Source organism: Oceaniradius stylonematis (assembly GCF_003149475.2).
Classification (GTDB): domain Bacteria; phylum Pseudomonadota; class Alphaproteobacteria; order Rhizobiales; family Rhizobiaceae; genus Roseitalea; species Roseitalea stylonematis.
In genome coordinates, this window is sequence record NZ_QFWV02000002.1 from 55,823 (window position 1) to 77,908 (window position 22,086).

Genomic DNA, 22,086 nt, shown 5'->3' on the forward strand with positions numbered 1-22,086 from the left:
TCCTATGGCCGGTTGTCCGTCGCCGCCGCCCGAATGGCCTCGATGTTAGCACGGTAGGCGTCCACTGTCCCGCCCTTGAAGACCGCCGAGCCTGCAACGAACGCATTGGCGCCGGCCTTCGCGCAGGCGGGCGCGGTGTCGGCCGTCACCCCGCCATCGACTTCAAGGTCGATCGGGCGGTCGCCGATCAGCGCATCGATGGCGGCGATCTTCGGCACCACGGCGTCGATGAACTTCTGGCCGCCGAAGCCCGGATTGACGCTCATCACCAGAACCAGATCGACCATGTCGATGACGTGTTCGATGGCCGACACGGGCGTTGCCGGGTTCAGCGTCACCCCGGCCTTCTTGCCGAGCGCGCGGATCGCCTGCAGCGAGCGGTGCAGGTGCGGCCCCGCCTCGGCATGGACCGTGATCGTGTCGCAGCCGGCCTTGGCGAACGCCTCGAGATAGGGATCGGCGGGCGCGATCATCAGATGGCAGTCGAAAGGGATGTCGGTGTGCGCGCGCAGCGCGGCGATAACATCGGGTCCATAGGAGATGTTGGGCACGAAATGGCCGTCCATCACATCGAGATGAATCCAGTCTGCGCCCGCCTCGGTGACCGCGCGCACCTCTTCGCCGAGCTTCGAGAAGTCCGATGCGAGAATGGACGGAGCGATCTTGATGTCGCGCATGGCTGGTCTCTCCTCGATGATGCGGCTGGGCTGTCAGTGGCGCGCGTGCCGCCGGCCTGTCAACGGCGCGACGACCAGACCGGCATGATATCCCCCGGCTCTTCGTGAGCGGCATAGACGCCCCGTGCCACCGCGCGCGCCATGGTCGCGGACGCCGCCGCGCACAGATCGACAAACACATCGAGATCGGGACCGATCTCGGTCCGGCCGGTCGCCAGCGCAAAGATGCAATCGCCGTCGAACGGCGTGTGCGCCGGCCAGATGGCGCGCGCCAGCCCGTCATGGGCGGCGATCGCCAGCCGCTTGCATTGCGCCTTGGTCAGCTTGGCGTCGGTGGCGACGACGCCGATCGTCGTGTTCACCGGCGCGCCGTCGGAGACCAGATCGCGGAACTTGATGCGCAGATCGGTCGCATTGGCGGGCATCGGTTCGGGCAGGCCCTCATCGCCGAACTCCCCGTCCTGTTCGAAAGGGGCGGCCCAGAAATGGCGGGTGCCGCCGACCATCGGCGTGCCCAGGCTGTTGACCGCAACCAGCGATCCGACGGTGATGCCGGTGCGTTCGAGCTCTGCCGAGGCCGAGCCGAGGCCGCCCTTGAGGTCGGCTGTCAGTGCGCCGGCGCCCGCGCCATGGCTGCCGATGGCGAACTCGGTCGCCGCCGTCTGCGCGGCAAGCGTGCCCAGCGCCCGATAGGGCGATTTGTCGCCCCAGTCCTTGTCGCCGCCATTGATCAGGTCGAACAGGATCGCCGACGGCACGATCGGCACCCGGTGCGGGCCGACGGGAAAGCCGCGTCCCTGTTCGGCCAGCCAGTCCTGAACGCCGGAAGCGGCGTCCAGCCCGAAGGCCGATCCGCCCGAAAGAACGATGGCATCGACCGCCTCGACCGTGTTGTGCGGCGCAAGAAGATCGGTCTCCCGCGTGCCGGGCGCGCCGCCGAGAACCTGCACGCCCGCCGCGGCCGGCGCGTCGCAGATGATGGCGGTGACGCCGCTCTTGATGCGGGCATGGGTCGCCTGGCCGACCTTGAGGCCTGCAATGTCGGTGATCAGGTTGCGCGGGCCGGGAGTCATGGGGCTATCCATCCATGTCGGGGGTGAGCGGTTCGGGGCGGCCGTTCCGGAATGTGTGGATGCGGAAGAACCGGGCATCGGGCTCGCCATCGTCGCCGAAGGCGAGGGGGCCGATATCGGTCTGGAATGTCAGCGTGCGCAGCGCATCGATCACGGGCATGTCCGCCGCAAGTGCCGCCTGCGCGACCTGCGCGGCGATCCGCGCCGGATCGATGTCGGCGGGCACGGCGACGGTGATCGTGCCGTCCGGAAGGCGCCCGTCGGCGGGCGGCGCGACCAGAATGCTGCCGCCGGCAATCGCAAGCCGATAGCCGATCCGCGCCGCGTCGGCCGCGATGATCGCCGCATCGCGCGCCTCTCCACCGATCAGCACATGGCTTGCGCCCGACCGTTGCAGCCGCCGCACCAGCGCGGCCTGACTTTCGAGCAGCGGCCGATATGTGTCGACGAAGACCGGCTCCAGTGCTGCATCGGCCAGCAGCAGGCGGACATTTTCGGCCAATTGCCGGCCATAGAGCGTGCCGTCATCGATGATCGCGAAACTGGCCTCGCGCCAGGCACGGGCGAGATGGCCGGCCAGCACGGCGAATTCGGTGTGCGCCGCCGGTCCGGAGCGAAACACCGGCCATCGCGTTGCACCGCGCGGCGCGGTCGTGATGTCCGCGGCGCGAACGTCCACCGCGATCACCGGCACGCCGGCGTCGGCAAGCGCCGGCATGGCGGCATCGAACGCATCGATGCAGGGCAGGCCGATCACCAGCGCGTCGCCGGCCTCGATCACGTCTCGGGCCGCACTTTCGGCCATCTGCGCATCGCAGCCATCGTCCAGCGCGGGCACATCGTCGCCGAGCACGGCCCGGACGCTCTCGTCGAGCGCCCGGCCGACCGGCGCATAGGGCCCGCTGAGCGGGGCGACGACCGCCGCGCCGTCGGCGGCGTGCGCCGGCTGGCCGGCCGTGGCGGCCAGCAGCAGGGCGAATGCGGCACATGTCGAAACGAGCCGGAACATGGCAGTTGTGATGCACCGGACCCCTGCAAAGGGCAAGGCTGCCGCGCTTTTCCAACCTCCGTCCATGGCCTATGGTGGCTGCCGTGAACGAGACAACGCCCACACAGACCGACCATGCCGCCGACCACGATCCGTTGCGCTTTGCCGAATCGGCGATGCGCGCGGGCCGCGATGTTGCGCTTGCGACGGTGGTCGAGACCTGGGGCTCGGCGCCCAGGCCGCCAGGCAGCCATCTGGCGGTCGATGCGGACGGTCTTTTCGAGGGATCGGTCTCTGGCGGCTGTGTCGAGGGCGAGGTGATCGTCGCGGCGATGGACGTGATCGCAACCGGTGAACCGCGCATGCTCGAATACGGCGTCGCCGATGAAACCGCCTGGCGCGCGGGCCTGTCCTGCGGCGGCCGCATCCGCGTCTATGTCGAAAGGGTCGGCTGACCGTGGAGCCCGCCGTTCTGAAAGCGCTAAACGCGGCACGGGACGAACGGCGGGCGGTTGCCGTGGTCACCGATCTGGGCGATGGCCGCGACCGGGTGGTGAGCGAGGACGACGCGATCCCCGGCGAACTCGGCGCGGCAATCGCCGAGGCGTTCCGGTCGGGCAAAGCGGCACCGGTGTCGGTTTCCGGCCGCGACTTCTTCATCAATGTCCATCTGCCGCCGGTGCGCATGGTGATCGTCGGCGCGGTGCATATCAGCCAGGCGCTGGCGCCGATGGCTTCCGCCGCCGGCTTCCACCCGGAGATCATCGATCCGCGCACTGCCTTCGCAACGCCCGAGCGTTTCGCCGGCATCGAACTGTCGGCGGATTGGCCGGAGATGGTGCTGGCCCAACGCCCGCTCGACCGCTGGTGCGCCCTGGTCGCCCTGACCCATGATCCGAAGATCGACGATCATCCGATCCGCGCCGCGCTCGAGGCGGAGTGCTTCTATGTCGGCGCGCTGGGCAGCCGGAAGACGCATGGGCGCCGCATCGAGCGGCTGATCGCCGCCGGCGCCGATCCCGATGCTGTTTCGCGCATAAGGGGACCGATCGGCTTGCCGATCGGCGCATCGACACCGGCCGAGATCGGCGTCTCCATTCTGGCCGAAATCATCGGCGAACGCCGCAAGTCACGCTCCGCGCCGGTTTAGCGGCCGGTCTTGACCTTCCCGTGGCGGGAAGGGTTAACCATGGCCGTTCGCGCACGTTGCGGACACATTATTGTCAAAAGGCCGTCACCGGCCATCGGGTGTAAAGACGTGGACAGGGCACCACATTGCGACCATGACCGAGCGACAGATGGCAACCGAACCGGAACTGGGCCAGCGCGAACCGGCCGCGTGCGAACCGGCCAGCTTTGCCCAGTTTTTGCGGCGCGCGCGGATGCTGGGCTTCACCGATGCGGAGATCGACCGGCTGCGCGCCACCTACGGCGCATCGAAACTGGGGACGGGCAATGAACATCGGCTCGGCGGCGCGCGCGACTGAGCTGCCCAGAAAGACCATCCGCTACTATGAAGAGATCGGTCTGGTCCATCCGGCGCGGGCGCACAATGGCTATCGCGACTATTCCGATACGGACGTGCACAGGCTGAAATTCGTGCAACGCGCCCGCAGCCTGGGTTTTTCGATCGAGGAGTGCCGGCTGCTGCTGTCGCTTTATGACGACGAGCACCGGGCCAGCGCCGACGTCAAGGCGCTGGCGCTGGAGAAGATCGGCGAGATCGACCGCAAGCTCGACGAATTGCAGTCGCTGCGCGCGACGCTGTCGCGGCTCGTCGAGACGTGCCAGGGAAACGACCGGCCCGACTGCCCGATTATCGACGATCTGGCACGCGCCTGACGGCGCGATGCGCTCGATGCTGCAATGAGAGAGAAAGTGGCACGCCCAACGGGACTCGAACCCGTGTTTCCGCCGTGAAAGGGCGGCGTCCTAGACCGCTAGACGATGGGCGCGCATCAAGGTGAGCGGTGTATAGGCACATTCAAACGCCGCCGCAACCCTGATCGCAAACCGGAAAACCGATTTTTTGCGACCGGGCAGTCACATAGGTTTCCGCCCGGCCCACGGCAAGCGATCGGCGGTCAGCTCCGCCGGCGGCAGCGCCAGTTCCAGTCGCGCTGGGGACCGATGTCGATATGCACCGACTTGGTGTGACAATAGGTGCCGACGCCGCCACGGCCGGGCACCGAGCGCAGATAGGCGGCCAGATCCCATTTGCTGACGCCCTCGACCTGGATATCGGCGGCCGCGCAATACATGTGCAGCGAATTCTTGGCGCCGCGCGCCCGGCGGTTGCGTTGCGGGCTGCGATAGCCGGACGTGACGACCACGGGCCTGCCGTAACGCTGCTCGACGCGCTTGAGAAGGCGCACAAGCGCCGGCTTGAGGCAGGCGACATCGACACCCGAATGCTGTGTGCGCAGGCCGTTTGGCGCCAGACGCGCCAGGCCGGCGGCCGACGCAAGCTGAACAGGCGCATCGGGCGTCACCGCACCCTGATTGATGCCAAGCGCCCGTTCCCGGCTGAAACCCGGCAGGGCGGCGGTGCTGCCGCTGGCCGACGCGCGGGCGATCACCGGCTGCGGAGCGGCGGGCTGCTCGATCACCGGCGAAGGCGCGCTTTGACTTGATGCTGTGGCGACCAGAGGCCGCGGGCGGCCCTGTGTATCGCGGCGGCTGCCGAACAGGGCATTGAGAAAACCCGGACGGTTCCCGGTGGCCGCGGCAGGCGCGGTGATGGCCGGTGGCGGCGCGGTGGCCACCTGGGGTTCCGGTTCGACCGGTTCGGTGCCGTTGGCGGTCGGCGCGTTGCTGGCCGCGAGAATGCGCTGGGTGGCGACATCGTCGGTGGCGGGCGCGGCGGGAGCCGGGGATTCGGCCGAAGGAGCGGGTGCGGAACCCGGTGTTGCCGCCTCGGCGGCTTCGGCTGCGATGACGGACTGCGCCGGCGCCTCGGCGATGGAGGTCGGTTCTGCCGCCGCGGTCTGAAGCGGTGCAGGCTCCGTCGGCGTCGGTCCGGCAAAGGCCACCGTGGCGCTGTCGGCGACCGGCGCGGTCTCGCCGATCGGCGCGGCGGGCCGCACGTCGGGAGCGGGCAGGGCTTCACCGTCGCTCAGCGCCATCATGGTGCCCGTATCGACGCCGGGTGCGGGGCCGAGCCCGGTCGCGACCGTGTCCAGGGAGGAAGTCGTGCACGCCGACACCAGCAGCGCGGCCGTGACGATGGCGAGACCCCCCGGCGCGCGGCCTTGAACAGCAAAGCGGAGCGATGACTTCAAAAGTACGTTTCCCCTCGGGCCCCCGATCGAACAATCCCGTCGGCTATCCGGCGATCTCATGATCGCATCTCTGGCTTGCCGCGGGCTGTCCCGCCATCATCGCCGCAAAATATGCGCAATGGCTTAATGCTGGCGCGAACCGATAAGGAGCGATTACGGCCAAATCGTGAAGCAATCAAGGCAGCGGGGCAAACCGCGATGCGGCCCCGGGCCGCAGGGCGGCCCGGCCTACCAGCTTCCGGTGTTTTCCATGCTCGCCCAAGGCTCCTTCGGCGCCAGCGCGTCGCCCTTTTGCAGCAACTCGATCGAAATGCCGTCGGGCGACCGCACGAAGGCCATATGGCCGTCGCGCGGCGGGCGGTTGATGGTCACGCCATTGTCGGCCAGCCGCTGGCACGTCGCATAGATGTCGTCGACCAGATAGGCCAGGTGACCGAAGTTGCGTCCGCCCTGATAGTCCTCGGGGTCCCAATTATAGGTCAGTTCGATCAGCGGCGCCTTGTTGGCCAGCGCGGCCTCCTTGTCCTCGGGCGCGCACAGGAAGATGAGCGTATAGCGCCCCTTTTCGCTCTCGTGACGCCGGACTTCCTCCAGCCCCAGCTTGTCGCAGTAAAATGCCAGCGATTCGTCGATGTCGCGAACGCGGACCATGGTGTGTAGATAGCGCATTGTCGGGTTCCGGATCCTGAATTTCGGTTGCGGCGATGCTGACCCGGCGTCACCTTCGCTGTGCGCCGCGCCGTGGCTGTCGCATTTCCGACGCGCATGGCGACGGCGCGTGACTTATTCACAGTATCGGGCCGCAATTCGGCTGGCTAGCCCGGTATTCCGGGGCAAATCGGGATTTCGCTCTTGCCGGAATCGGGCGTCGTGATGCTATCCTTGCCTCGAATCACGGCTTGCGCGCTCCTGGTCCGACTGCGCCAAGCGTGCGGGGGATGTCGATCGTATGAGTGACGAGTCGCAATCAGGCAAGGACAAGACCGTCGGCCAACGCGCGCCGCTTGCGCACGAGGCCGGTGTGGGCGCCCTTGTCGAGATCGCCGGCAAGATCAAATGGTTCGACATCGCAAAGGGCTATGGCTTCATCGTGCCCGACGATGCCGCTTTCGGCGACGTGATGCTGCATGTCACCTGCCTGCGCCGCGACGGATACCAGACCGCGTTGGAGGGCGCGCGCATCGTCTGCGAGGCACAGCGCGGCGAACGCGGCTTTCAGGCCTTCCGCATCATGTCCATGGACGCATCGACCGCTGTTCATCCGGCCTCCAGCGAGCCGCGCACCCACGCCAATGTCACGCCGACCAGCGGCTTGGAGCGGGTGATCGTCAAATGGTTCAACCGCACCAAGGGCTTCGGCTTCCTGACGCGCGGGGAGGGCACGCCCGACATCTTCGTGCACATGGAGACGCTGCGCCGCTTCGGCCTGACCGAACTCAGGCCCGGCCAGGTGGTCATTGCCCGTTTCGGCGAGGGCGAGAAGGGACTGATGGCGGCTGAAATCTACCCCGATATCGGGGTTCAGCCGCCATCGTCCCATTGATCGCCGCCGCGCGCGCTCATATCTGAGCGCATGCACCGAAACGCTCCGCTCCGATCCCCCGTTTCCGCGATGGTGTTGGCTGCGCTCATGGTTCTGGGCGCGTCGTTTGCCGTTCTGGCGAACGAGCCGATGCGGCTGCCGGTCGATCCCGCCCAATTGTCGGTCCTGTCGGCTGAAGGCGAAGTCAGGGCCCGCTTTGACCTCGAAATCGCGCGCACCGGCGAGCAGCACATGCGCGGGCTGATGCACCGCACCGATCTGCCCGAGAACCGCGCCATGCTGTTCGTCTTCGAGGTGTCCGGCCCGCGCGCCTTCTGGATGAAGGACACGCCGCTGCCGCTCGACATCGTTTTCGCCGCCGCCGACGGCACGATTGTCCGCGTCGCCCGCGACACGGTGCCCTTTTCGACCGTGCCGATCCGGTCGGGCGCGCCGGCGCTCTACGTGCTCGAGGTTCATGCCGGCACGGCCGAGACACTGGGCATCGAAGCCGGCGACCGGCTGGTTCATCCGGCGATCGGTGGGGGCTAGGGGCGCAACCGCGCCCAAGGCGGCACAGCTCTGCTACTGATCCTGATTGGGCTCGTGGTCCGGCTCTGCCTCTTCACCGTCGATCTTGGGAAGTTCGTCTTCGGCCTTGTCATAGACTGGCAGAATTTCGAGCGGCAGCCCAGCCGGATTGCGGGGGGCGACCCGAGGCGGCGAATGCTCGTCTTTCGGCGCGCCGGGCATCCCGCGCGGAGCATTTGGGATGTGGGGAACAAATCCTCGTGCCATATCATCCTCCTCTTGACCGATGCAGCAACGCTCACACTGCACGACAGCGGCCGGACGATCCTGCCGGGCCGCCGTTACGAATGAGGCTGCCGCGCCTGAACAGCGGCGTCAAGTGGACCCCGCTGCCCGGCACGGTTCGTAGCCCCAATGCGCGCGATTTGCTCCCTTGCCGAACCCGGGTTTCCGGTTTAGAGCGTCGGCCCATCGCCGGTGTCCGGCATCCGGAGCGTAGCGCAGCCTGGTAGCGCATCTGGTTTGGGACCAGAGGGTCGCAGGTTCGAATCCTGCCGCTCCGACCACGATACGCCGACCGTACGCCGGCGGCAGATGTTTGGCAGAGGAGACCAATGCCATGAGCGCGCGAATTTTCAGTCCCGCCAAGACCGCCATGCAGTCCGGCAAGGCCAAGACCGGCCACTGGGTTCTGGAATTCGACCGCGAGCAGCCGCGTCGCATCGAGCCGCTGATGGGATACACCTCTTCGTCGGACACCCGCACGCAGGTGCATCTGCGCTTCGACACCATGGAAGCCGCGGTTGCCTATGCCGAAAAGCACGGTCTGACCTATCGCATCGAAAAGCCGCAAAAGGCCGAACGGCGGCGCCAGGCCTATTCTGATAACTTCAAGTTCGACCGCCGTATCCCCTGGACCCACTGAAGGGTTCCGACCGGCAGGCGCCGGCATCGCCGAATCCGTCCCGGCATGCGATTGCGCCGTGCCGTGCCCAGCGTCTATATCTGCACCGACGGACCCGTAGCTCAGCTGGATAGAGCAGGTGACTTCTAATCATCAGGTCGCAGGTTCGAATCCTGCCGGGTTCGCCATCTACTTCAGATAATTGCAGGCGTTTCTTCAAGTATCCCAACGGTCTGGCCGTTGGGGTTATCGTGCGGGCATCCGGTTTTCCTTGCCGAGCGATAAACCGGCGTCCTAGACTGATCGCAATTGGAAACACGAACCGTCGCGCGGTCCGTGTGCAAATGACCGGTCGGGTGCGCAGGGAGGGGCTGCGCCTGCCATTGATCCGTCGGGAGCCCGCGATGCCGTGCCGCTCCACCGCCATGATCGGCGCGTGGGGGAGGATTGACCGATGAACATCGCAGCCGTCCGTCTGGACGACACCTACACCGCGTCCGGGGGCGCGGTGTATATGAGCGGCATGCAGGCGCTCGTCCGCCTGCCGATGGTGCAGATGCGCCGGGACCGCGCCGCCGGCCTGAACACCGCCGCCTTCGTGACCGGCTACCGCGGCTCGCCGCTTGGCGGCTACGACCAGCAACTGGTTCGCGCCAGGAAGCACCTCGATCCGCTCGACATCACGTTCCAGCCCGGCGTCAACGAGGAACTCGCCGCAACCGCGGTCTGGGGTACGCAGCAGGTCGGTCTGTCGCCGGGCGCCCGAAAGGACGGCGTACTGGGCATCTGGTACGGCAAGGGGCCGGGCGTCGACCGGTCGGGCGATGTCTTCAAGCACGGCAATGCCGCCGGGTCCGCGCCCCATGGTGGCGTGCTGTGCCTTGCCGGCGACGACCACACTTGCAAGTCGTCGACCGTGCCGCACCAGTCCGACCATGCGTTTGCCTCGGCGATCATCCCGTGTCTGTACCCGTCATCCATCCACGAATTTCTGGAGATCGGCCTGCTCGGCATCGCCATGTCGCGCTATTCGGGCCTCTGGGTCGGCATGAAATTCATTTCCGACACGGTGGAGACCACATCGGTGGTCGATTTGTCCGCAGAAAGCCGCCAGTTCGTCATTCCGGACTTCGGGCTGCCGCCCGGCGGTGTGAACCTGCGATGGCCGGATGCGCCGCTGGTTCAGGATCAGCGCCTGCAGGAGATCAAGCCCTATGCGGCGCTCGCCTTTGCGCGTGCCAACGGGGTCGACCAGATCACCATGGATTCGCCAAAGGCCCGGTTCGGCATTGCCGGCTCCGGCAAGGCTTATGAGGATGTCCGCCAGGCGCTGTTCGAACTGGGCATCGGAGACGAAGAGGCCGCCCAAATCGGTCTGAGGCTCTACAAGGTGCGGATGACCTGGCCGCTCGAACCCGAGGGCGTGCGCGAATTTTCCGAAGGTCTCGAAGAGGTCTTGGTTGTCGAAGAGCGCCGCGAGATCATCGAGAACCAGATCAAGATGCACCTGTTCAACTGGCGCGCCGATGTGCGCCCGCGCATCGTCGGCAAGTTCGACGAGCACGACCGGCCTTTCCTGTCGCTGTCCAAGGCGCTGTCGGTGGGGGCGGTGGCGCGCGGTATCGCCGACCGGGTGCTCAGGCTCGACGGCATCGATGACGGCCTGCGCGACCGGATCGGAGACCGGCTCGCCTATCTCGAAGAGCGCGAGCGTTTCGCCGAAAGCCATGTGCCGGCCGTCACGCGCCAGCCGCATTATTGCGCCGGCTGCCCGCACAACACCTCGACCAAGGTGCCCGAGGGCTCTCGCGCGCTGGCCGGGATCGGCTGCCACTACATGGTCCAGTGGATGGACCGGAACACCGAGACCTTCACCCAGATGGGCGGCGAGGGCGTGCCGTGGACGGCCATCGGCCGCTACACCGATGAAAAGCACGTCTTCGTCAATCTGGGCGACGGCACCTATTTCCACTCCGGCATTCTGGCGATCCGCCAGGCGGTCTCGGCGGGCGCCAACATCACCTACAAGCTGCTCTACAACGATGCCGTCGCCATGACCGGCGGCCAGCCGCTCGACGGCAGCCTGACGCCGCAGCAATTGACGCACCAGCTCAATCATGAAGGTGTCGGCTCGATCGTCCTGATGAGCGACAATATCGATGCCTACAGCGCGCCGGACTTGCCGCCGGGCACCGACATTCGCCATCGCGACGAGATCGATACGGTAATGAAGGAGCTGCGCGAGCAGCCCGGCGTGACGGCGATCGTCTATGTGCAGACCTGCGCGGCCGAAAAGCGCCGCCGCCGCAAGCGCGGGCTGATGGAAGACCCGGACATGCGCGTGCTGATCAACCCGGCCGTCTGCGAAGGTTGCGGCGACTGTTCGGTGCAGTCCAACTGCATCGCCATCGACCCGCTTGAAACGGAAATGGGCCGCAAGCGGACGATCAACCAGTCGGCCTGCAACAAGGATTTCTCCTGCGTCAAGGGCTTCTGCCCGTCCTTCGTGACGGTGCGCGGCGGCGAACTGCGCAAGAGCGCGCGCACCACGGCACCTGATGTTTCGGCCCTGCCCGTGCCCGACCTGCCCGAAATGGCGCCAAGCTGGAACATCGCTGTGACCGGCGTCGGCGGCACCGGCGTTCTGACCATTGGCGGCATCATCGCCATGGCGGCCCGGCTCGAAAACGTCGCGCCGCTGGTGCTCGACATGGCGGGTCTCGCGCAGAAGGGCGGCGCGGTGATGAGCCATATCCGGCTGTCGGCCGGCGACAATCCGCGCAAGAGCCCGCGCATCGCGCCAGGCGGGGCCAACGTCCTGATCGCCGCCGACAGTGTGGTCGCCGCCTCGCGCGACGGCACCGTGCGCTGCGATCCCGAGCGCACCCATGCGGTGGTCAATGCCAGGCTGACGCCGGTCGCCGAATTCGTGCGCCAGCGCGATTTCGATTTCCGCAAACAGACGGTCGAGGACACGGTGCGCTCCGTCGTGCGGCCCGATGCCCACTTCCACGATTTCGGCAAGGCGGCGATGGCGGTCGCCGGCGACGAGATCGCCACCAACATCCTGATGGTCGGCTTTGCCTGGCAGAAGGGGCTGATCCCGCTGTCGGCCGATGCGATCGAGCAGGCGATCGCGATCAACGGCGTCGCCGTCGATGCCAACATCGACGCGTTCCGCTGGGGCCGCGTCATGGCGCACGATCCCGCCGCGATCGAGGCGATGGAAACCCGTGCCAACGGCTTCAAGCCGATGGCGGAGATGACGGCGGACGAACTGGTTCGCCATCGCGCCGCCCATCTGACCGCCTATCAGAACGATGCGCTCGCCAAACGCTATCGCGACATGGTCGCGCGTGTCGCATCGGTTGCCGAGGACCGCCTGTCGCAGCCCGCCGACCGCGACGCGTTGGTGCGCGCCGTTGCCCATAACTATGCGAAGCTGCTCGCCTACAAGGACGAATATGAGGTGGCGCGGCTGTTTGCCGATCCGGCCTTCGACCGCTATCTGACGCAGACCTTCACCGGCGATTTCAGACTGTCCTTCAATCTGGCGCCGCCGCTGCTGCCCGGCGAGGACGCCGAGGGCCGGCCCAAAAAGCGCGAGTTCGGTCCCTGGATGCTGCGCGCCATGCGCCTACTGGCCCGGCTGAAGGGGTTGCGCGGCACCCGGCTCGATCCGTTCGGATACACCGCCGAGCGCCGTGCCGAGCGGGCGCTGATCGAACAATATGAGGCCGATGTGGAGTTGGCGCTCGCAAGGCTGGATGAGGCGCGGTTCGAGACGTTGCGCGATCTTCTGTCGGTGCCGGAGATGATCCGCGGCTTCGGCCCGGTCAAGGAGGAGGCGATGGAAAAGGCCGCAAACGAACGCCGGCGCCTGCACGCCGAGCTTGACAGGCCGCCCGAACAGGCGCGACTGGCCGAAGCGGCCGAGTAGCGCCAACGAGCAGGACGGGGAGGGGATATGTTTACGGCGACGATGAATTTCGCGCTCGGCGAGGAGATCGAGGCGCTGCGCGACATGGTGCACCGTTTCGCGCAGGAGCAGATCGCCCCGCGCGCTGCCGAGATCGATGCGACCAACCGGTTTCCTGCCGACCTGATACCGAAACTGGGCGAATTGGGCCTGCATGGCATCACCGTGCCCGAGGCCGATGGCGGCGCTGGCATGGGCTATCTGGCCCATGTGGTCGCGATGGAAGAGGTCAGCCGTGCTTCGGCGTCGCTGGCCCTGTCCTATGGCGCCCATTCCAACCTCTGCATCAACCAGATCGCCCGCAACGGCACTGACGCGCAGAAAGCGCGCTATCTGCCGGGCCTGATCTCCGGCGAACAGGTCGGCGCGCTGGCGATGAGCGAGCCGGGTTCGGGGTCCGATGTCGTCTCCATGAAGCTGCGCGCCGACAAGAGAAACGACCGCTACGTTCTGAACGGCAACAAGATGTGGATCACCAACGGTCCCGTCGCCGACACGCTGGTCGTTTACGCCAAGACCGATCCCGAAGCCGGCCCGCGCGGCATCACGGCGTTCCTGATCGAAAAGCAGATGACCGGCTTTTCGACCGCCCAGAAGCTCGACAAGCTTGGCATGCGCGGCTCGGACACCTGCGAACTGGTGTTCGAGGATTGCGAAGTACCGTTCGACAATGTGCTGGGCGAGGAGGGCCGCGGCGTCAACGTGCTGATGAGCGGCCTCGATTATGAGCGCATCGTCCTCGCCGGCGGCCCGCTCGGCATCATGGCCGCGGCGATGGACGTCGTCATGCCCTATGTGCACGAGCGCGAACAGTTCGGCCAACCGATCGGCGAGTTCCAGCTGATGCAGGGCAAGCTGGCCGACATGTATACGGTGATGAACGCCTGCCGCGCCTATGTCTACGCCGTCGCGCAGGCCGCCGACCGGGGCGAGACGACGCGCAAGGACGCCGCCGGCTGCATTCTCTATAGCGCTGAAAAGGCGACGCAAATCGCGCTGGAAGCGATTCAGTGCCTGGGCGGAAACGGCTATATCAACGAATACCCGACAGGACGCCTGCTGCGCGACGCCAAGCTCTACGAGATCGGCGCGGGCACGAGCGAAATCCGCCGCATGCTGATCGGCCGGGAACTGTTCGCGGAGACGCGGTGATGCTAGCGATTTCGGATCCGAATGCGCCGACGATCATTTTCGGCCGATGCGGCTTCAGAAACAGTATCCATGATCCACTGATTGAGCGATCGTCCGGTACGTTTTGCGGCTTCATCGGCCATGGCGTGCACCTCGGGATCCAGTCGGAGCGCAAGGCGACCCGAGTACGGCTTCTTGGGCTCGATCCCCTTCTCGGCGCAGAACTCCAAATAGTCATCGACGCTGTCTTCGAACGCATTCTGCAATTCAGTCATCGACCCTGCCGAAAAATGAATCATATCGGAGACATTGGAAACACGGCCATGAAAGGCGGCGTCGTCCTCTTCCCACCAAATATCGGGCACAAATCCTCTATAGCGCTTCATGGTCTGACACCCGCTTGTTCCAAGAACTCACATAGAGCAACAATAGCACCCTTGTCCGTCGTTGGCCGTGGATGCGGTCGATGGAAAGTCGCAACCTCGCCGTTCAGGAGAACCCGAATTCGCGACCCTCGGCCTTCTGAGACCTCGGCTCCCATTGCAACAAGCATCCGCTCGATATCCTGCCACCGAATGTCATTGGCGACCGGCCTACGAAACAGTTTGGTCAGAGTTCGCTTGTTCTTCGAGTTCATGACGCTCCTCGCAAAAGGCATTGACCACAAATGGTCATTCGGCGTGGCACGTCATGCGCTCGATCCGGCATTGAGATATCAATTTATGATACCACTCCTTGATTGTCAACGACGTAGGGCGGCCGCGTGACAAACCTCCTCCGCACCCAGACCGAACAGACCGCCGCCGAAGCCGCTCGCATCATGGCCGGCGGGTCCGAGGCGTCGCGCGAGCGGCATCTCAAGCGCGGCAAGCTGCTGCCGCGCGACCGCGTGCAGGGGTTGCTGGACCCCGGTGCACCGTTTCTCGAAATCGGGCTCTTTGCCGCGCGCGGCGTCTACGAGGACGACATTCCCGCCGCCGGTGTTATCGCCGGTGTCGGCAAGGTGTCGGGCCGCGACTGCATGATCGTCTGCAACGACGCGACGGTGAAGGGCGGCACCTACTATCCGCTGACCGTCAAGAAGCATCTGCGTGCCCAGGAGATCGCCGCCGAGAACCGGTTGCCGTGCCTCTATCTGGTCGATTCCGGCGGCGCCAACCTGCCCAATCAGGACGAGGTGTTCCCGGATCGCGACCATTTCGGCCGCATCTTCTACAATCAGGCGCGGATGAGCGCGGCGGCCATACCCCAGATCGCCGTCGTGATGGGCTCGTGCACGGCGGGCGGCGCCTATGTGCCCGCGATGAGCGACCAGACGATCATCGTGCGCGAACAGGGCACGATCTTCCTGGCCGGCCCGCCGCTGGTCAAGGAAGCCACGGGCGAGGTGGTCGATGCCGAAACGCTCGGCGGCGGCGACACGCACACGCGGCTTTCCGGCGTTGCCGACTATCTGGCCGATGACGACCATCACGCGCTGGCGCTCGCCCGCCAGATCGTCGCCGGCCTCGGCCCGGCGCCGGAACCGAGTGTTGCGATCAGGCAAGCGAAAGCGCCTGCTTACGATCCGGACACCCTGTTCGACCTGATCCCCGACGACACCAAGACGCCCTACGACGTGCGCGACGTCATCGCCCGGATCGTCGACGGTTCCGATTTCGCCGAGTTCAAGCCGCGTTACGGCACGACGCTCGTTACCGGCTTCGCCCATATTGACGGCGTGCCGGTGGGGATCATCGCCAACAATGGCGTTTTGTTTTCGGAATCGTCGCTCAAGGGCGCGCATTTCATCGAACTGTGCTGCCAGCGGAAAATCCCGCTCCTGTTCCTGCAAAACATCACAGGCTTCATGGTCGGCTCGAAATATGAGGCCGGCGGCATCGCCAAGGACGGCGCCAAGCTGGTGCAGGCGGTCTCCACCGCCGCCGTGCCCAAGGTGACGGTGATCATCGGCGGCTCCTATGGCGCGGGCAATTACGGTATGTGCGGCCGCGCCTACGGCCCGCGCTTTTTGTGGATGTGGCCGAACGCGCGCATCGCCGTGATGGGCGGCGCGCAGGCGGCCGGCGTCCTGGCCACCGTCAAGCGCGCCGGCATCGAGGCAAAGGGGGCGACGTGGAGCGCGGATGAGGAAGCGGCGTTCAAGCAGCCGACGCTCGATCTGTTCGAGGAGCAATCGCATCCGTTCTACGCCTCGGCGCGGCTTTGGGATGATGGCATCATCGATCCGCGCACCACGCGCGACGTGGTGGCGCTGAGCTTGCGCGCCGCGCTTAACGCGCCGGTCGAAGAGACGCGCTTCGGCGTGTTCCGGATGTGACGCCATGATCACCCGTCTCCTCATCGCCAATCGCGGCGAGATCGCCTGCCGCGTGATCCGGACTGCCAAACGCTTGGGCATTACCACGGTCGCGGTCCATTCGGACGCGGATGCAGGCGCGCTGCATGTCGAAATGGCCGACGAAGCCGTGCGGATCGGACCGGCGCCGGCTGCTGAAAGCTATCTGGACATCGATGCGATCCTAAAGGCCGCCAAGGCGACCTGCGCGGACGCGATCCATCCCGGCTACGGGTTCCTGTCCGAAAACCCGGCCTTCGTCGAAGCGGTCGAGGCGGCCGGGCTGGTCTTCGTCGGCCCGTCGGCGGATGCGATCCGCGCCATGGGCCTCAAGGATGCAGCAAAGGCGCTGATGGAAAAGGCCGGCGTGCCGGTGGTGCCGGGCTATCACGGCGACAGTCAGAACGCCGATTTCCTCGCCGGCGAAGCCGACCAGATCGGCTACCCGGTGCTGATCAAGGCGCGCGCGGGTGGTGGAGGCAAGGGCATGCGCAAGGTCGAGCGCGCCGGCGACTTCAAGAGCGCGCTCGAAAGCTGCCGGCGCGAGGCGCAGGGCGCCTTCGGCGACGATGCGGTGCTGATCGAAAAATATGTGACCGCGCCGCGGCATATCGAGGTGCAGGTGTTCGGTGACGCGCATGGCAATGTCGTGCACCTGTTCGAGCGCGATTGCTCGCTGCAGCGGCGCCACCAGAAGGTGATCGAGGAGGCGCCTGCGCCGGGCATGACCGAGGAGGTGCGCGCGGCGATGACGGGCGCGGCGGTGCGCGCCGCCAGGGCGATCGGATATCAGGGCGCCGGCACGGTCGAATTCATCGCCGACGGTTCGGGTCCGCTCCGGCCCGACGGGTTCTGGTTCATGGAGATGAACACGCGGCTGCAGGTCGAGCATCCGGTGACCGAGGCGATCACAGGCCTCGATCTGGTCGAGTGGCAGTTGCGTGTGGCGTCCGGCGAGCCGCTGCCCAGAGATCAGGACGAGATCGCCATATGCGGCCATGCCTTCGAGGCGCGGCTTTACGCCGAAGACCCGGCCAACGGTTTCCTGCCGCAGACCGGAACGCTCGCGCATCTGGCGTTCGGCGATGCACGCATCGACACCGGCGTCCGGTCGGGCGATGCCATCTCGCCCTTCTACGATCCGATGATCGCCAAGCTGATCACCCATTCGGGTTCGCGCGAACAGGCGCTTGGCCGGCTGCGACGGGCTCTCGCCGAGACCCATGTCGCCGGAACCATGACCAACCGCGCCTTTCTTCTGGCGCTGGCAAGCCATGACGGATTTGCCGCAGGCGAGCTGGATACCGGCCTGATCGACCGCGATGTGGATGCGCTGACCGCGAAACCGGAGACATCAGACATGGCGGTGGCTTTGGCAGCCATCGCCGCGCTTGATCTCGATCCGGCCGATCCGCGCCTGGGCTGGCGGCTCTGGGGCGAGGCCAGCCATCAGGTGCGGCTTCTGCAGGGCGATACCATGATCGGGCGCCGGCTGATCCTGCACGGGCACGGTAGCGTGACGCTGGAGGGCGAGACGCCGTTCCGGCTCGACAATCTGGTTCGCGACACGACGACCATCGGCGGCAATTCGGGCAGCCGTGGCTTCGCCGCCGGTCTCGTGCGCTACCAATCCGCCGGCGCGACCCATGTCTCGGTTCTGCTCGGTGGCGCGTCGCATGATTTCACGGTGCCCGACCCGCTCACCGCGGGCGCCGATATCGCGGGCAGCGGTGACGCGGTGACCGCGCCGATGACCGGCATCGTGCGATTGATCGACGTCGATGTCGGGCAGGCGGTTTCGGCCGGCGACCGGCTGGCGGTGGTCGAAGCGATGAAGATGGAACATCCGCTGACCGCGCCGCGCGACGGCACCATTGCCGCGATCCATGGCGAACCGGGCAGCGCGGTGGAGGGCGGTGCCGTGCTGATCGCGCTTGAGCCGGACGAAGACTGATGCTGCCCGAAGCGGCAACATACGAGGAGTTGGCCGACCGGTTCCGCTGGGATGTGCCGGAGCGCTTCAACATGGGTGCGGCCTGCTGCGACCGCTGGGCGGAGGCCGATCCCGACCGGCCGGCCCTGATCCTCGACGATGAAGACCGCACGATCAGCTTTGGCGAACTGCGCGACATGTCGAACCGCATCGCCAATCTGCTCGCGGCCCAAGGCGTTTTGCATGGCGACCGTGTTGGCGTCCTGTTGCCGCAGGCGGTCGAGACCGCCGCCGGCCATATCGCCATCTACAAGATGGGCGCGATCGCCGTGCCGCTGTTCGTGCTGTTCGGCCCCGATGCGCTGGAGCATCGCATCGTCGATGCCGGCATCGGGCACGTGATCACGAACCGGGACGGGGCCGCCAAGCTGCGCGCCATGTCCAAGGGCGCGCAGGAGGGGCTGACGATCGCGACGATTGACGGCGCCCATGACGCTCTCGAAACCGTCGACCTGCACGCGCTGCTGGCGGGCCAGCCAGCCGATTTCGATGTGATCGACACCGCCGCCGGCGATCCGGCTTTGATCATCTACACGTCTGGCACGACGGGGGCGCCCAAGGGCGCGCTGCACGCCCACCGGGTGTTGCTCGGCCATCTGCCGGGTGTCGAGATGCACCATGAGTTCTTCCCGCAGCCCGGCGATGTCATCTGGACGCCGGCGGACTGGGCATGGATCGGCGGCCTGCTCGATGTGCTTCTGCCGGCGCTGTTTCACGGCGTGCCGGTGGTTGCGCGGCGCTTCGACAAGTTCACTGCCGAGGACGCGTTTGCGCTGATGGCGCGGCGCAAGGTCACCAACGCCTTCCTGCCGCCGACGGCGCTGAAGATGATGCGCGCGGCGTATCCCGAGGCGCCGCCGCGACGGCTGCATCTGCGCACGGTCGGCTCGGGTGGTGAGTCGCTTGGTGCCGAGCTTGTCGACTGGGGCCGGAGGGTGCTCGGCGTGACGATCAACGAGTTCTACGGCCAGACCGAATGCAATCTCGTGATTTCCTCGTGCGCGGCGCTGATGCCGCCGCGCCCCGGCGTGATCGGCCGGCCGGTGCCCGGGCATTCGGTCGCCATCCTGCGCGAGGATGGCACCGAATGCGCCGAAGGCGAGCAGGGGCTGATCGCCGTGCGCCGGCCCGATCCGGTCATGTTCCTGGAATACTGGAACAATCCTGATGCGACGGCTGAAAAGTTCATCGGCGACTGGCTGATCATGGGCGATGTCGGGGTGCGCGAGACGGGCGGCTGGATCCGCTTTGTCGGCCGCGACGACGATGTGATCACATCGGCCGGCTACAGAATCGGGCCGGGGAGCATCGAGGATTGCCTGATCCGCCATCGAGCCGTGCGCATGGCAGCCGCCATCGGCAAGCCTGATCCGGAACGCACCGAAATCGTCAAGGCCTATGTGGTGCTGGCCGAAGGATACGCGCTCGATGCGGCGCTGGAGGCCGGGTTGAAAGCGCACGTCAGGGACCGGCTTGCCGCGCACGAATATCCGCGCGAGATCGAGGCCGTCGACGAGCTGCCGGTGACGACCACGGGCAAGATCATGCGGCGTGTCCTGCGCGACAGGGCCGCACGGGAAGGATGAGGGGCCATGGCGCGCTACGAAACGATCAGGATTGAAACCGACGCGCGCGGCGTTGCCACGCTGACGCTCGACCGGTCCGACAAGCATAATGCGCTCAGTGCGCAGATGATCGCCGAACTGACCGAGGCCGGCAATGCACTTGCCGCCGATCCGGCGGCCCGCGTGGTCGTGCTCCGGTCGGAAGGTCCGACATTCTGCGCAGGCGGCGATCTGAACTGGATGCGCCAGCAGATGGAAAAGGACCGCGCCGGCAAGATGGAAGGCAGCCGCGCGCTGGCCGATATGCTGGCGACGCTGAACGGGCTTCCCAAACCACTGATCGCCCGCGTCCAGGGCAATGCCTTCGGCGGTGGCGTCGGCATGCTCTCGGTGTGCGACATCGCCATCGCCGTGCCCGAAATGCGCGTCGCACTCACCGAGTCCAAGCTGGGCCTGGCGCCGGCGACCATCGGACCGTTCGTCGTCAGGCGGCTGGGAGAGGGGTTTGCCCGCCAGATGCTGCTGGCCGGCAGGGCCTTCGACGCCGAATTCGCGCTGCGCGCCGGCCTGATCGCCGAAATCTGCCCGGCCGAGACGCTTGATGAGGCCGTGGACCGGGCCGCGACCGCTGCGCTGATCGGTGCACCGGGCGCGATTGCCGACGCCAAGCAATTCTGCCTGACGTTCGAGCGGCTCGATCCGGCAACGCTCACCGAGGAGACGGCAGCGCTTCTGGCGGATCGCTGGGAGACGGAAGAGGCGGCCAAAGGCATCGCCGCCTTCTTTGCGCGCAAGCCGCCGCCCTGGGCGCCCGAAAGCTGAGCGTCAGCCTGCGGCCTTGGCGGCGGCGAGCCCGCGCTCAATGTCCGCCCGCAGGTCAATCTCGTCTTCCAGACCGATCTGCAAACGGATGACTTCGCCGCCATGGTCGCGCGCCGAGACGGTGCGATCCTTCAGATAGACGTGGGTGACGAGGCTCTCATAGCCGCCCCAGGAATAGCCCAGTCCGAAGAGTTCGAGTGCGTCGAGGAAGGCATGCGCCTGCGCTTCGGTTCCATCCTTGATGACGAACGAAAAGATGCCGCACGCGCCGCAGAAATCACGCTTCCAGAGGTCGTGACCGGGAAAGCTCTCGAGCGCGGGGTAGAGCACGTCGCCGACGATCGAGCCGGGCTCCTTGGCCATGTCTTCCAGCCAACGGGCGAGAGCCAGGGTCGTTTTCTGGTGCCGCTCCAGCCGGATGCCCATGGTCCTGAGGCCACGCAGAACGAGATAGGCGTCGTCCGGTGCGCCGCACGTGCCGAGCGCGACCTGCGTGTTGTAGAGCTGGCCCCACGTCGCCGCGTTGGCGCTGACCATACCCATGATCACGTCCGAATGGCCGCCGGGATATTTTGTCGCGGCATGGATCGAGATATCGACGCCATGGTCCAGCGGCTTGAAGAAGAGCGGCGTCGCCCACGTGTTGTCGATCATGGTGACGATGCCGCGCTCCTTGGCCGCGGCCGTCATGGCCGGCACGTCCTGGATCTCGAATGTGTTCGAGCCCGGCGCCTCCATGAAAACGACCTTGGTGTTGTCGCGGAACAGGGTCGCAATGTCGGCGCCGATTTCGGGCAGATAATATTCGACCTCGACGCCCATACGCGCGAGCATCGTGTCCGCAAAGCGCCGCGTCGGATAATAGACCGTATCGACGATCAGAACGTGATCGCCCGCCGACAGAAAGGCGAGCAGCGGCACGGTGACGGCTGCAAGACCGGAGGGGACGAGAATGGTGCCCGCGCTGCCTTCCAGCGCATTGACGGCCTCGCACAGCGCATCCGTCGTCGGGCTGCCATAGGTCGCATAAGTATAGGGCTGGACGCGGCTTCGGCTTGTCGCGTCGGCATTGCGGACCTGTGTCGCCTTCATGGTCGCCGCGTCGGGGAACAGCACCGTCGAGCCATGCACGACCGGCGGGTTCACCCAGCCGAAATAGGCGTGCGGGTCGTTCCCCGAATGCGCCAATTGCGTGTTGATGCCGCGTTTGCCGCCCTTGCCGCCGCCTGCCATGGTCCGGTGATCTCCTTGTCTCGTTCAGCGCCCAGCGCCTAGGCGGTCG

The 22,086-nt window shown here is 66.3% G+C and carries 22 protein-coding genes and 3 tRNA genes; 15 read left to right on the top strand and 10 right to left on the bottom strand.

From position 1 onward, the window contains the following. Positions 1 to 2: 2 nt before the first annotated feature. From rpe to DEM25_RS01710, 3 genes are read right to left on the bottom strand one after another with little or no spacing between them, the layout of a single operon-like run. Positions 3 to 677: a ribulose-phosphate 3-epimerase gene (rpe, locus tag DEM25_RS01700; RefSeq protein ID WP_109767961.1), complete on the bottom strand. Its 675-nt coding sequence runs from the start codon at positions 675 to 677 to the stop codon at positions 3 to 5. Positions 678 to 736: 59 nt separating this feature from the next. Then, positions 737 to 1,750, bottom strand: a complete 1,014-nt coding sequence (locus DEM25_RS01705; protein WP_109768037.1) for a P1 family peptidase — start codon at positions 1,748 to 1,750, stop codon at positions 737 to 739. 4 nt (positions 1,751 to 1,754) lie between these two features. Continuing rightward, the gene (locus DEM25_RS01710; RefSeq protein ID WP_158585135.1) at positions 1,755 to 2,759 is read right to left on the bottom strand and encodes an ABC transporter substrate-binding protein; all 1,005 of its coding nucleotides are present in this window, start codon (positions 2,757 to 2,759) and stop codon (positions 1,755 to 1,757) included. Between the two features lie 155 nt (positions 2,760 to 2,914). Here DEM25_RS01710 and DEM25_RS01715 point away from each other — a divergent pair, with 155 nt between their 5' ends. The 4 genes from DEM25_RS01715 to cueR all read left to right on the top strand — a co-directional run bounded on the left by DEM25_RS01715 (position 2,915) and on the right by cueR (position 4,580). Then, positions 2,915 to 3,193, top strand: coding sequence for an XdhC family protein (locus DEM25_RS01715; protein WP_245412741.1), 279 nt, complete (start codon positions 2,915 to 2,917; stop codon positions 3,191 to 3,193). A gap of 2 nt (positions 3,194 to 3,195) precedes the next feature. After that, positions 3,196 to 3,888 (top strand): XdhC family protein, encoded by a 693-nt coding sequence (locus tag DEM25_RS01720; RefSeq protein ID WP_109767958.1) that lies wholly within the window; start codon positions 3,196 to 3,198, stop codon positions 3,886 to 3,888. Positions 3,889 to 4,036: 148 nt separating this feature from the next. Further along, positions 4,037 to 4,225: a hypothetical protein gene (locus DEM25_RS01725; protein ID WP_158585136.1), complete on the top strand. Its 189-nt coding sequence runs from the start codon at positions 4,037 to 4,039 to the stop codon at positions 4,223 to 4,225. Then, complete coding sequence (cueR, locus tag DEM25_RS01730; protein WP_109767956.1) at positions 4,194 to 4,580, top strand: Cu(I)-responsive transcriptional regulator; 387 nt, start codon at positions 4,194 to 4,196, stop codon at positions 4,578 to 4,580. The genes DEM25_RS01725 and cueR overlap by 32 nt, the downstream gene beginning before the upstream one ends. Positions 4,581 to 4,617: 37 nt before the next feature. Here cueR and DEM25_RS01735 read toward each other — a convergent pair. The 3 genes from DEM25_RS01735 to DEM25_RS01745 all read right to left on the bottom strand — a co-directional run bounded on the left by DEM25_RS01735 (position 4,618) and on the right by DEM25_RS01745 (position 6,688). Further along, positions 4,618 to 4,693: transfer RNA gene (locus DEM25_RS01735), tRNA-Glu, on the bottom strand. A 129-nt stretch (positions 4,694 to 4,822) separates the two neighbouring features. Continuing rightward, a complete protein-coding gene (locus DEM25_RS01740) occupies positions 4,823 to 6,019 on the bottom strand; it encodes a D-Ala-D-Ala carboxypeptidase family metallohydrolase (RefSeq protein WP_245412722.1) in 1,197 nt (398 codons plus the stop codon). A gap of 228 nt (positions 6,020 to 6,247) precedes the next feature. Continuing rightward, entirely contained in the window at positions 6,248 to 6,688 is a 441-nt protein-coding gene (locus DEM25_RS01745) for a VOC family protein (protein WP_109767954.1), read from the bottom strand. Positions 6,689 to 6,968: 280 nt separating this feature from the next. Here DEM25_RS01745 and DEM25_RS01750 point away from each other — a divergent pair, with 280 nt between their 5' ends. After that, positions 6,969 to 7,562, top strand: coding sequence for a cold-shock protein (locus DEM25_RS01750; RefSeq protein WP_109767953.1), 594 nt, complete (start codon positions 6,969 to 6,971; stop codon positions 7,560 to 7,562). Positions 7,563 to 7,631: 69 nt separating this feature from the next. Next, positions 7,632 to 8,093 carry a DUF192 domain-containing protein gene (locus DEM25_RS01755; protein WP_245412723.1) on the top strand — a complete coding sequence of 154 codons (462 nt, stop codon included), beginning with the start codon at positions 7,632 to 7,634 and terminating at the stop codon, positions 8,091 to 8,093. A 33-nt stretch (positions 8,094 to 8,126) separates the two neighbouring features. On the opposite strand, the gene DEM25_RS17540 is transcribed toward DEM25_RS01755, so the two are convergent. After that, positions 8,127 to 8,339 carry a hypothetical protein gene (locus tag DEM25_RS17540; RefSeq protein WP_147393255.1) on the bottom strand — a complete coding sequence of 71 codons (213 nt, stop codon included), beginning with the start codon at positions 8,337 to 8,339 and terminating at the stop codon, positions 8,127 to 8,129. A gap of 222 nt (positions 8,340 to 8,561) precedes the next feature. Here DEM25_RS17540 and DEM25_RS01760 point away from each other — a divergent pair. The 5 genes from DEM25_RS01760 to DEM25_RS01780 all read left to right on the top strand — a co-directional run bounded on the left by DEM25_RS01760 (position 8,562) and on the right by DEM25_RS01780 (position 14,107). Continuing rightward, positions 8,562 to 8,638: transfer RNA gene (locus tag DEM25_RS01760), tRNA-Pro, on the top strand. A gap of 53 nt (positions 8,639 to 8,691) precedes the next feature. Continuing rightward, a complete protein-coding gene (locus DEM25_RS01765; protein ID WP_120222616.1) occupies positions 8,692 to 8,997 on the top strand; it encodes an ETC complex I subunit in 306 nt (101 codons plus the stop codon). A 90-nt stretch (positions 8,998 to 9,087) separates the two neighbouring features. After that, a tRNA-Arg gene (locus DEM25_RS01770) sits at positions 9,088 to 9,164 on the top strand. A 266-nt stretch (positions 9,165 to 9,430) separates the two neighbouring features. After that, entirely contained in the window at positions 9,431 to 12,916 is a 3,486-nt protein-coding gene (locus DEM25_RS01775) for an indolepyruvate ferredoxin oxidoreductase family protein (protein ID WP_109767950.1), read from the top strand. Between the two features lie 42 nt (positions 12,917 to 12,958). Then, positions 12,959 to 14,107, top strand: coding sequence for an isovaleryl-CoA dehydrogenase (locus DEM25_RS01780; protein WP_500797123.1), 1,149 nt, complete (start codon positions 12,959 to 12,961; stop codon positions 14,105 to 14,107). Between the two features lie 2 nt (positions 14,108 to 14,109). On the opposite strand, the gene DEM25_RS01785 is transcribed toward DEM25_RS01780, so the two are convergent. Both DEM25_RS01785 and DEM25_RS18270 read right to left on the bottom strand, forming a co-directional pair. Then, entirely contained in the window at positions 14,110 to 14,472 is a 363-nt protein-coding gene (locus tag DEM25_RS01785; protein WP_109767948.1) for a type II toxin-antitoxin system HicB family antitoxin, read from the bottom strand. Next, positions 14,469 to 14,744: a type II toxin-antitoxin system HicA family toxin gene (locus tag DEM25_RS18270; protein ID WP_342633453.1), complete on the bottom strand. Its 276-nt coding sequence runs from the start codon at positions 14,742 to 14,744 to the stop codon at positions 14,469 to 14,471. Before DEM25_RS18270 ends, DEM25_RS01785 begins: the two co-directional genes overlap by 4 nt. Before the next feature lie 162 nt (positions 14,745 to 14,906). On the opposite strand from DEM25_RS18270, the gene DEM25_RS01795 reads away from it, so the two are divergent. The 4 genes from DEM25_RS01795 to DEM25_RS01810 are packed head-to-tail and all read left to right on the top strand — an operon-like array spanning position 14,907 to position 20,804. Continuing rightward, positions 14,907 to 16,406: a carboxyl transferase domain-containing protein gene (locus DEM25_RS01795; RefSeq protein WP_109768036.1), complete on the top strand. Its 1,500-nt coding sequence runs from the start codon at positions 14,907 to 14,909 to the stop codon at positions 16,404 to 16,406. Between the two features lie 4 nt (positions 16,407 to 16,410). Then, on the top strand, positions 16,411 to 18,378 hold the full coding sequence (locus tag DEM25_RS01800; protein ID WP_109767946.1) for an acetyl/propionyl/methylcrotonyl-CoA carboxylase subunit alpha: 1,968 nt from the start codon (positions 16,411 to 16,413) through the stop codon (positions 18,376 to 18,378). After that, positions 18,378 to 20,003 carry an acyl-CoA synthetase gene (locus DEM25_RS01805; protein WP_109767945.1) on the top strand — a complete coding sequence of 542 codons (1,626 nt, stop codon included), beginning with the start codon at positions 18,378 to 18,380 and terminating at the stop codon, positions 20,001 to 20,003. The genes DEM25_RS01800 and DEM25_RS01805 overlap by 1 nt, the downstream gene beginning before the upstream one ends. Before the next feature lie 6 nt (positions 20,004 to 20,009). Next, positions 20,010 to 20,804, top strand: coding sequence for a crotonase/enoyl-CoA hydratase family protein (locus DEM25_RS01810; protein ID WP_109767944.1), 795 nt, complete (start codon positions 20,010 to 20,012; stop codon positions 20,802 to 20,804). A gap of 3 nt (positions 20,805 to 20,807) precedes the next feature. On the opposite strand, the gene DEM25_RS01815 is transcribed toward DEM25_RS01810, so the two are convergent. Then, on the bottom strand, positions 20,808 to 22,037 hold the full coding sequence (locus DEM25_RS01815; protein ID WP_109767943.1) for a cystathionine beta-lyase: 1,230 nt from the start codon (positions 22,035 to 22,037) through the stop codon (positions 20,808 to 20,810). Positions 22,038 to 22,086: the final 49 nt, after the last annotated feature.

What these genes read in the sequence shown, in the direction of transcription:
- DEM25_RS01715 (WP_245412741.1), top strand. Translation starts at nt 2,915, where the DNA reads ATGCGCGCGGGCCGCGATGTTGCGCTTGCGACGGTGGTCGAGACCTGG.
- DEM25_RS01795 (WP_109768036.1), top strand. Translation starts at nt 14,907, where the DNA reads ATGGCCGGCGGGTCCGAGGCGTCGCGCGAGCGGCATCTCAAGCGCGGC.
- DEM25_RS17540 (WP_147393255.1), bottom strand. Translation starts at nt 8,339, where the DNA reads ATGGCACGAGGATTTGTTCCCCACATCCCAAATGCTCCGCGCGGGATG.
- DEM25_RS01745 (WP_109767954.1), bottom strand. Translation starts at nt 6,688, where the DNA reads ATGCGCTATCTACACACCATGGTCCGCGTTCGCGACATCGACGAATCG.
- DEM25_RS01765 (WP_120222616.1), top strand. Translation starts at nt 8,692, where the DNA reads ATGAGCGCGCGAATTTTCAGTCCCGCCAAGACCGCCATGCAGTCCGGC.
- DEM25_RS01815 (WP_109767943.1), bottom strand. Translation starts at nt 22,037, where the DNA reads ATGGCAGGCGGCGGCAAGGGCGGCAAACGCGGCATCAACACGCAATTG.
- rpe (WP_109767961.1), bottom strand. Translation starts at nt 677, where the DNA reads ATGCGCGACATCAAGATCGCTCCGTCCATTCTCGCATCGGACTTCTCG.
- DEM25_RS01725 (WP_158585136.1), top strand. Translation starts at nt 4,037, where the DNA reads ATGGCAACCGAACCGGAACTGGGCCAGCGCGAACCGGCCGCGTGCGAA.
- DEM25_RS01780 (WP_500797123.1), top strand. Translation starts at nt 12,959, where the DNA reads ATGAATTTCGCGCTCGGCGAGGAGATCGAGGCGCTGCGCGACATGGTG.
- DEM25_RS01755 (WP_245412723.1), top strand. Translation starts at nt 7,632, where the DNA reads ATGGTGTTGGCTGCGCTCATGGTTCTGGGCGCGTCGTTTGCCGTTCTG.
- DEM25_RS01800 (WP_109767946.1), top strand. Translation starts at nt 16,411, where the DNA reads ATGATCACCCGTCTCCTCATCGCCAATCGCGGCGAGATCGCCTGCCGC.
- DEM25_RS18270 (WP_342633453.1), bottom strand. Translation starts at nt 14,744, where the DNA reads ATGCCTTTTGCGAGGAGCGTCATGAACTCGAAGAACAAGCGAACTCTG.
- DEM25_RS01705 (WP_109768037.1), bottom strand. Translation starts at nt 1,750, where the DNA reads ATGACTCCCGGCCCGCGCAACCTGATCACCGACATTGCAGGCCTCAAG.
- DEM25_RS01785 (WP_109767948.1), bottom strand. Translation starts at nt 14,472, where the DNA reads ATGAAGCGCTATAGAGGATTTGTGCCCGATATTTGGTGGGAAGAGGAC.
- DEM25_RS01775 (WP_109767950.1), top strand. Translation starts at nt 9,431, where the DNA reads ATGAACATCGCAGCCGTCCGTCTGGACGACACCTACACCGCGTCCGGG.
- cueR (WP_109767956.1), top strand. Translation starts at nt 4,194, where the DNA reads ATGAACATCGGCTCGGCGGCGCGCGCGACTGAGCTGCCCAGAAAGACC.
- DEM25_RS01710 (WP_158585135.1), bottom strand. Translation starts at nt 2,759, where the DNA reads ATGTTCCGGCTCGTTTCGACATGTGCCGCATTCGCCCTGCTGCTGGCC.
- DEM25_RS01810 (WP_109767944.1), top strand. Translation starts at nt 20,010, where the DNA reads ATGGCGCGCTACGAAACGATCAGGATTGAAACCGACGCGCGCGGCGTT.
- DEM25_RS01805 (WP_109767945.1), top strand. Translation starts at nt 18,378, where the DNA reads ATGCTGCCCGAAGCGGCAACATACGAGGAGTTGGCCGACCGGTTCCGC.
- DEM25_RS01750 (WP_109767953.1), top strand. Translation starts at nt 6,969, where the DNA reads ATGAGTGACGAGTCGCAATCAGGCAAGGACAAGACCGTCGGCCAACGC.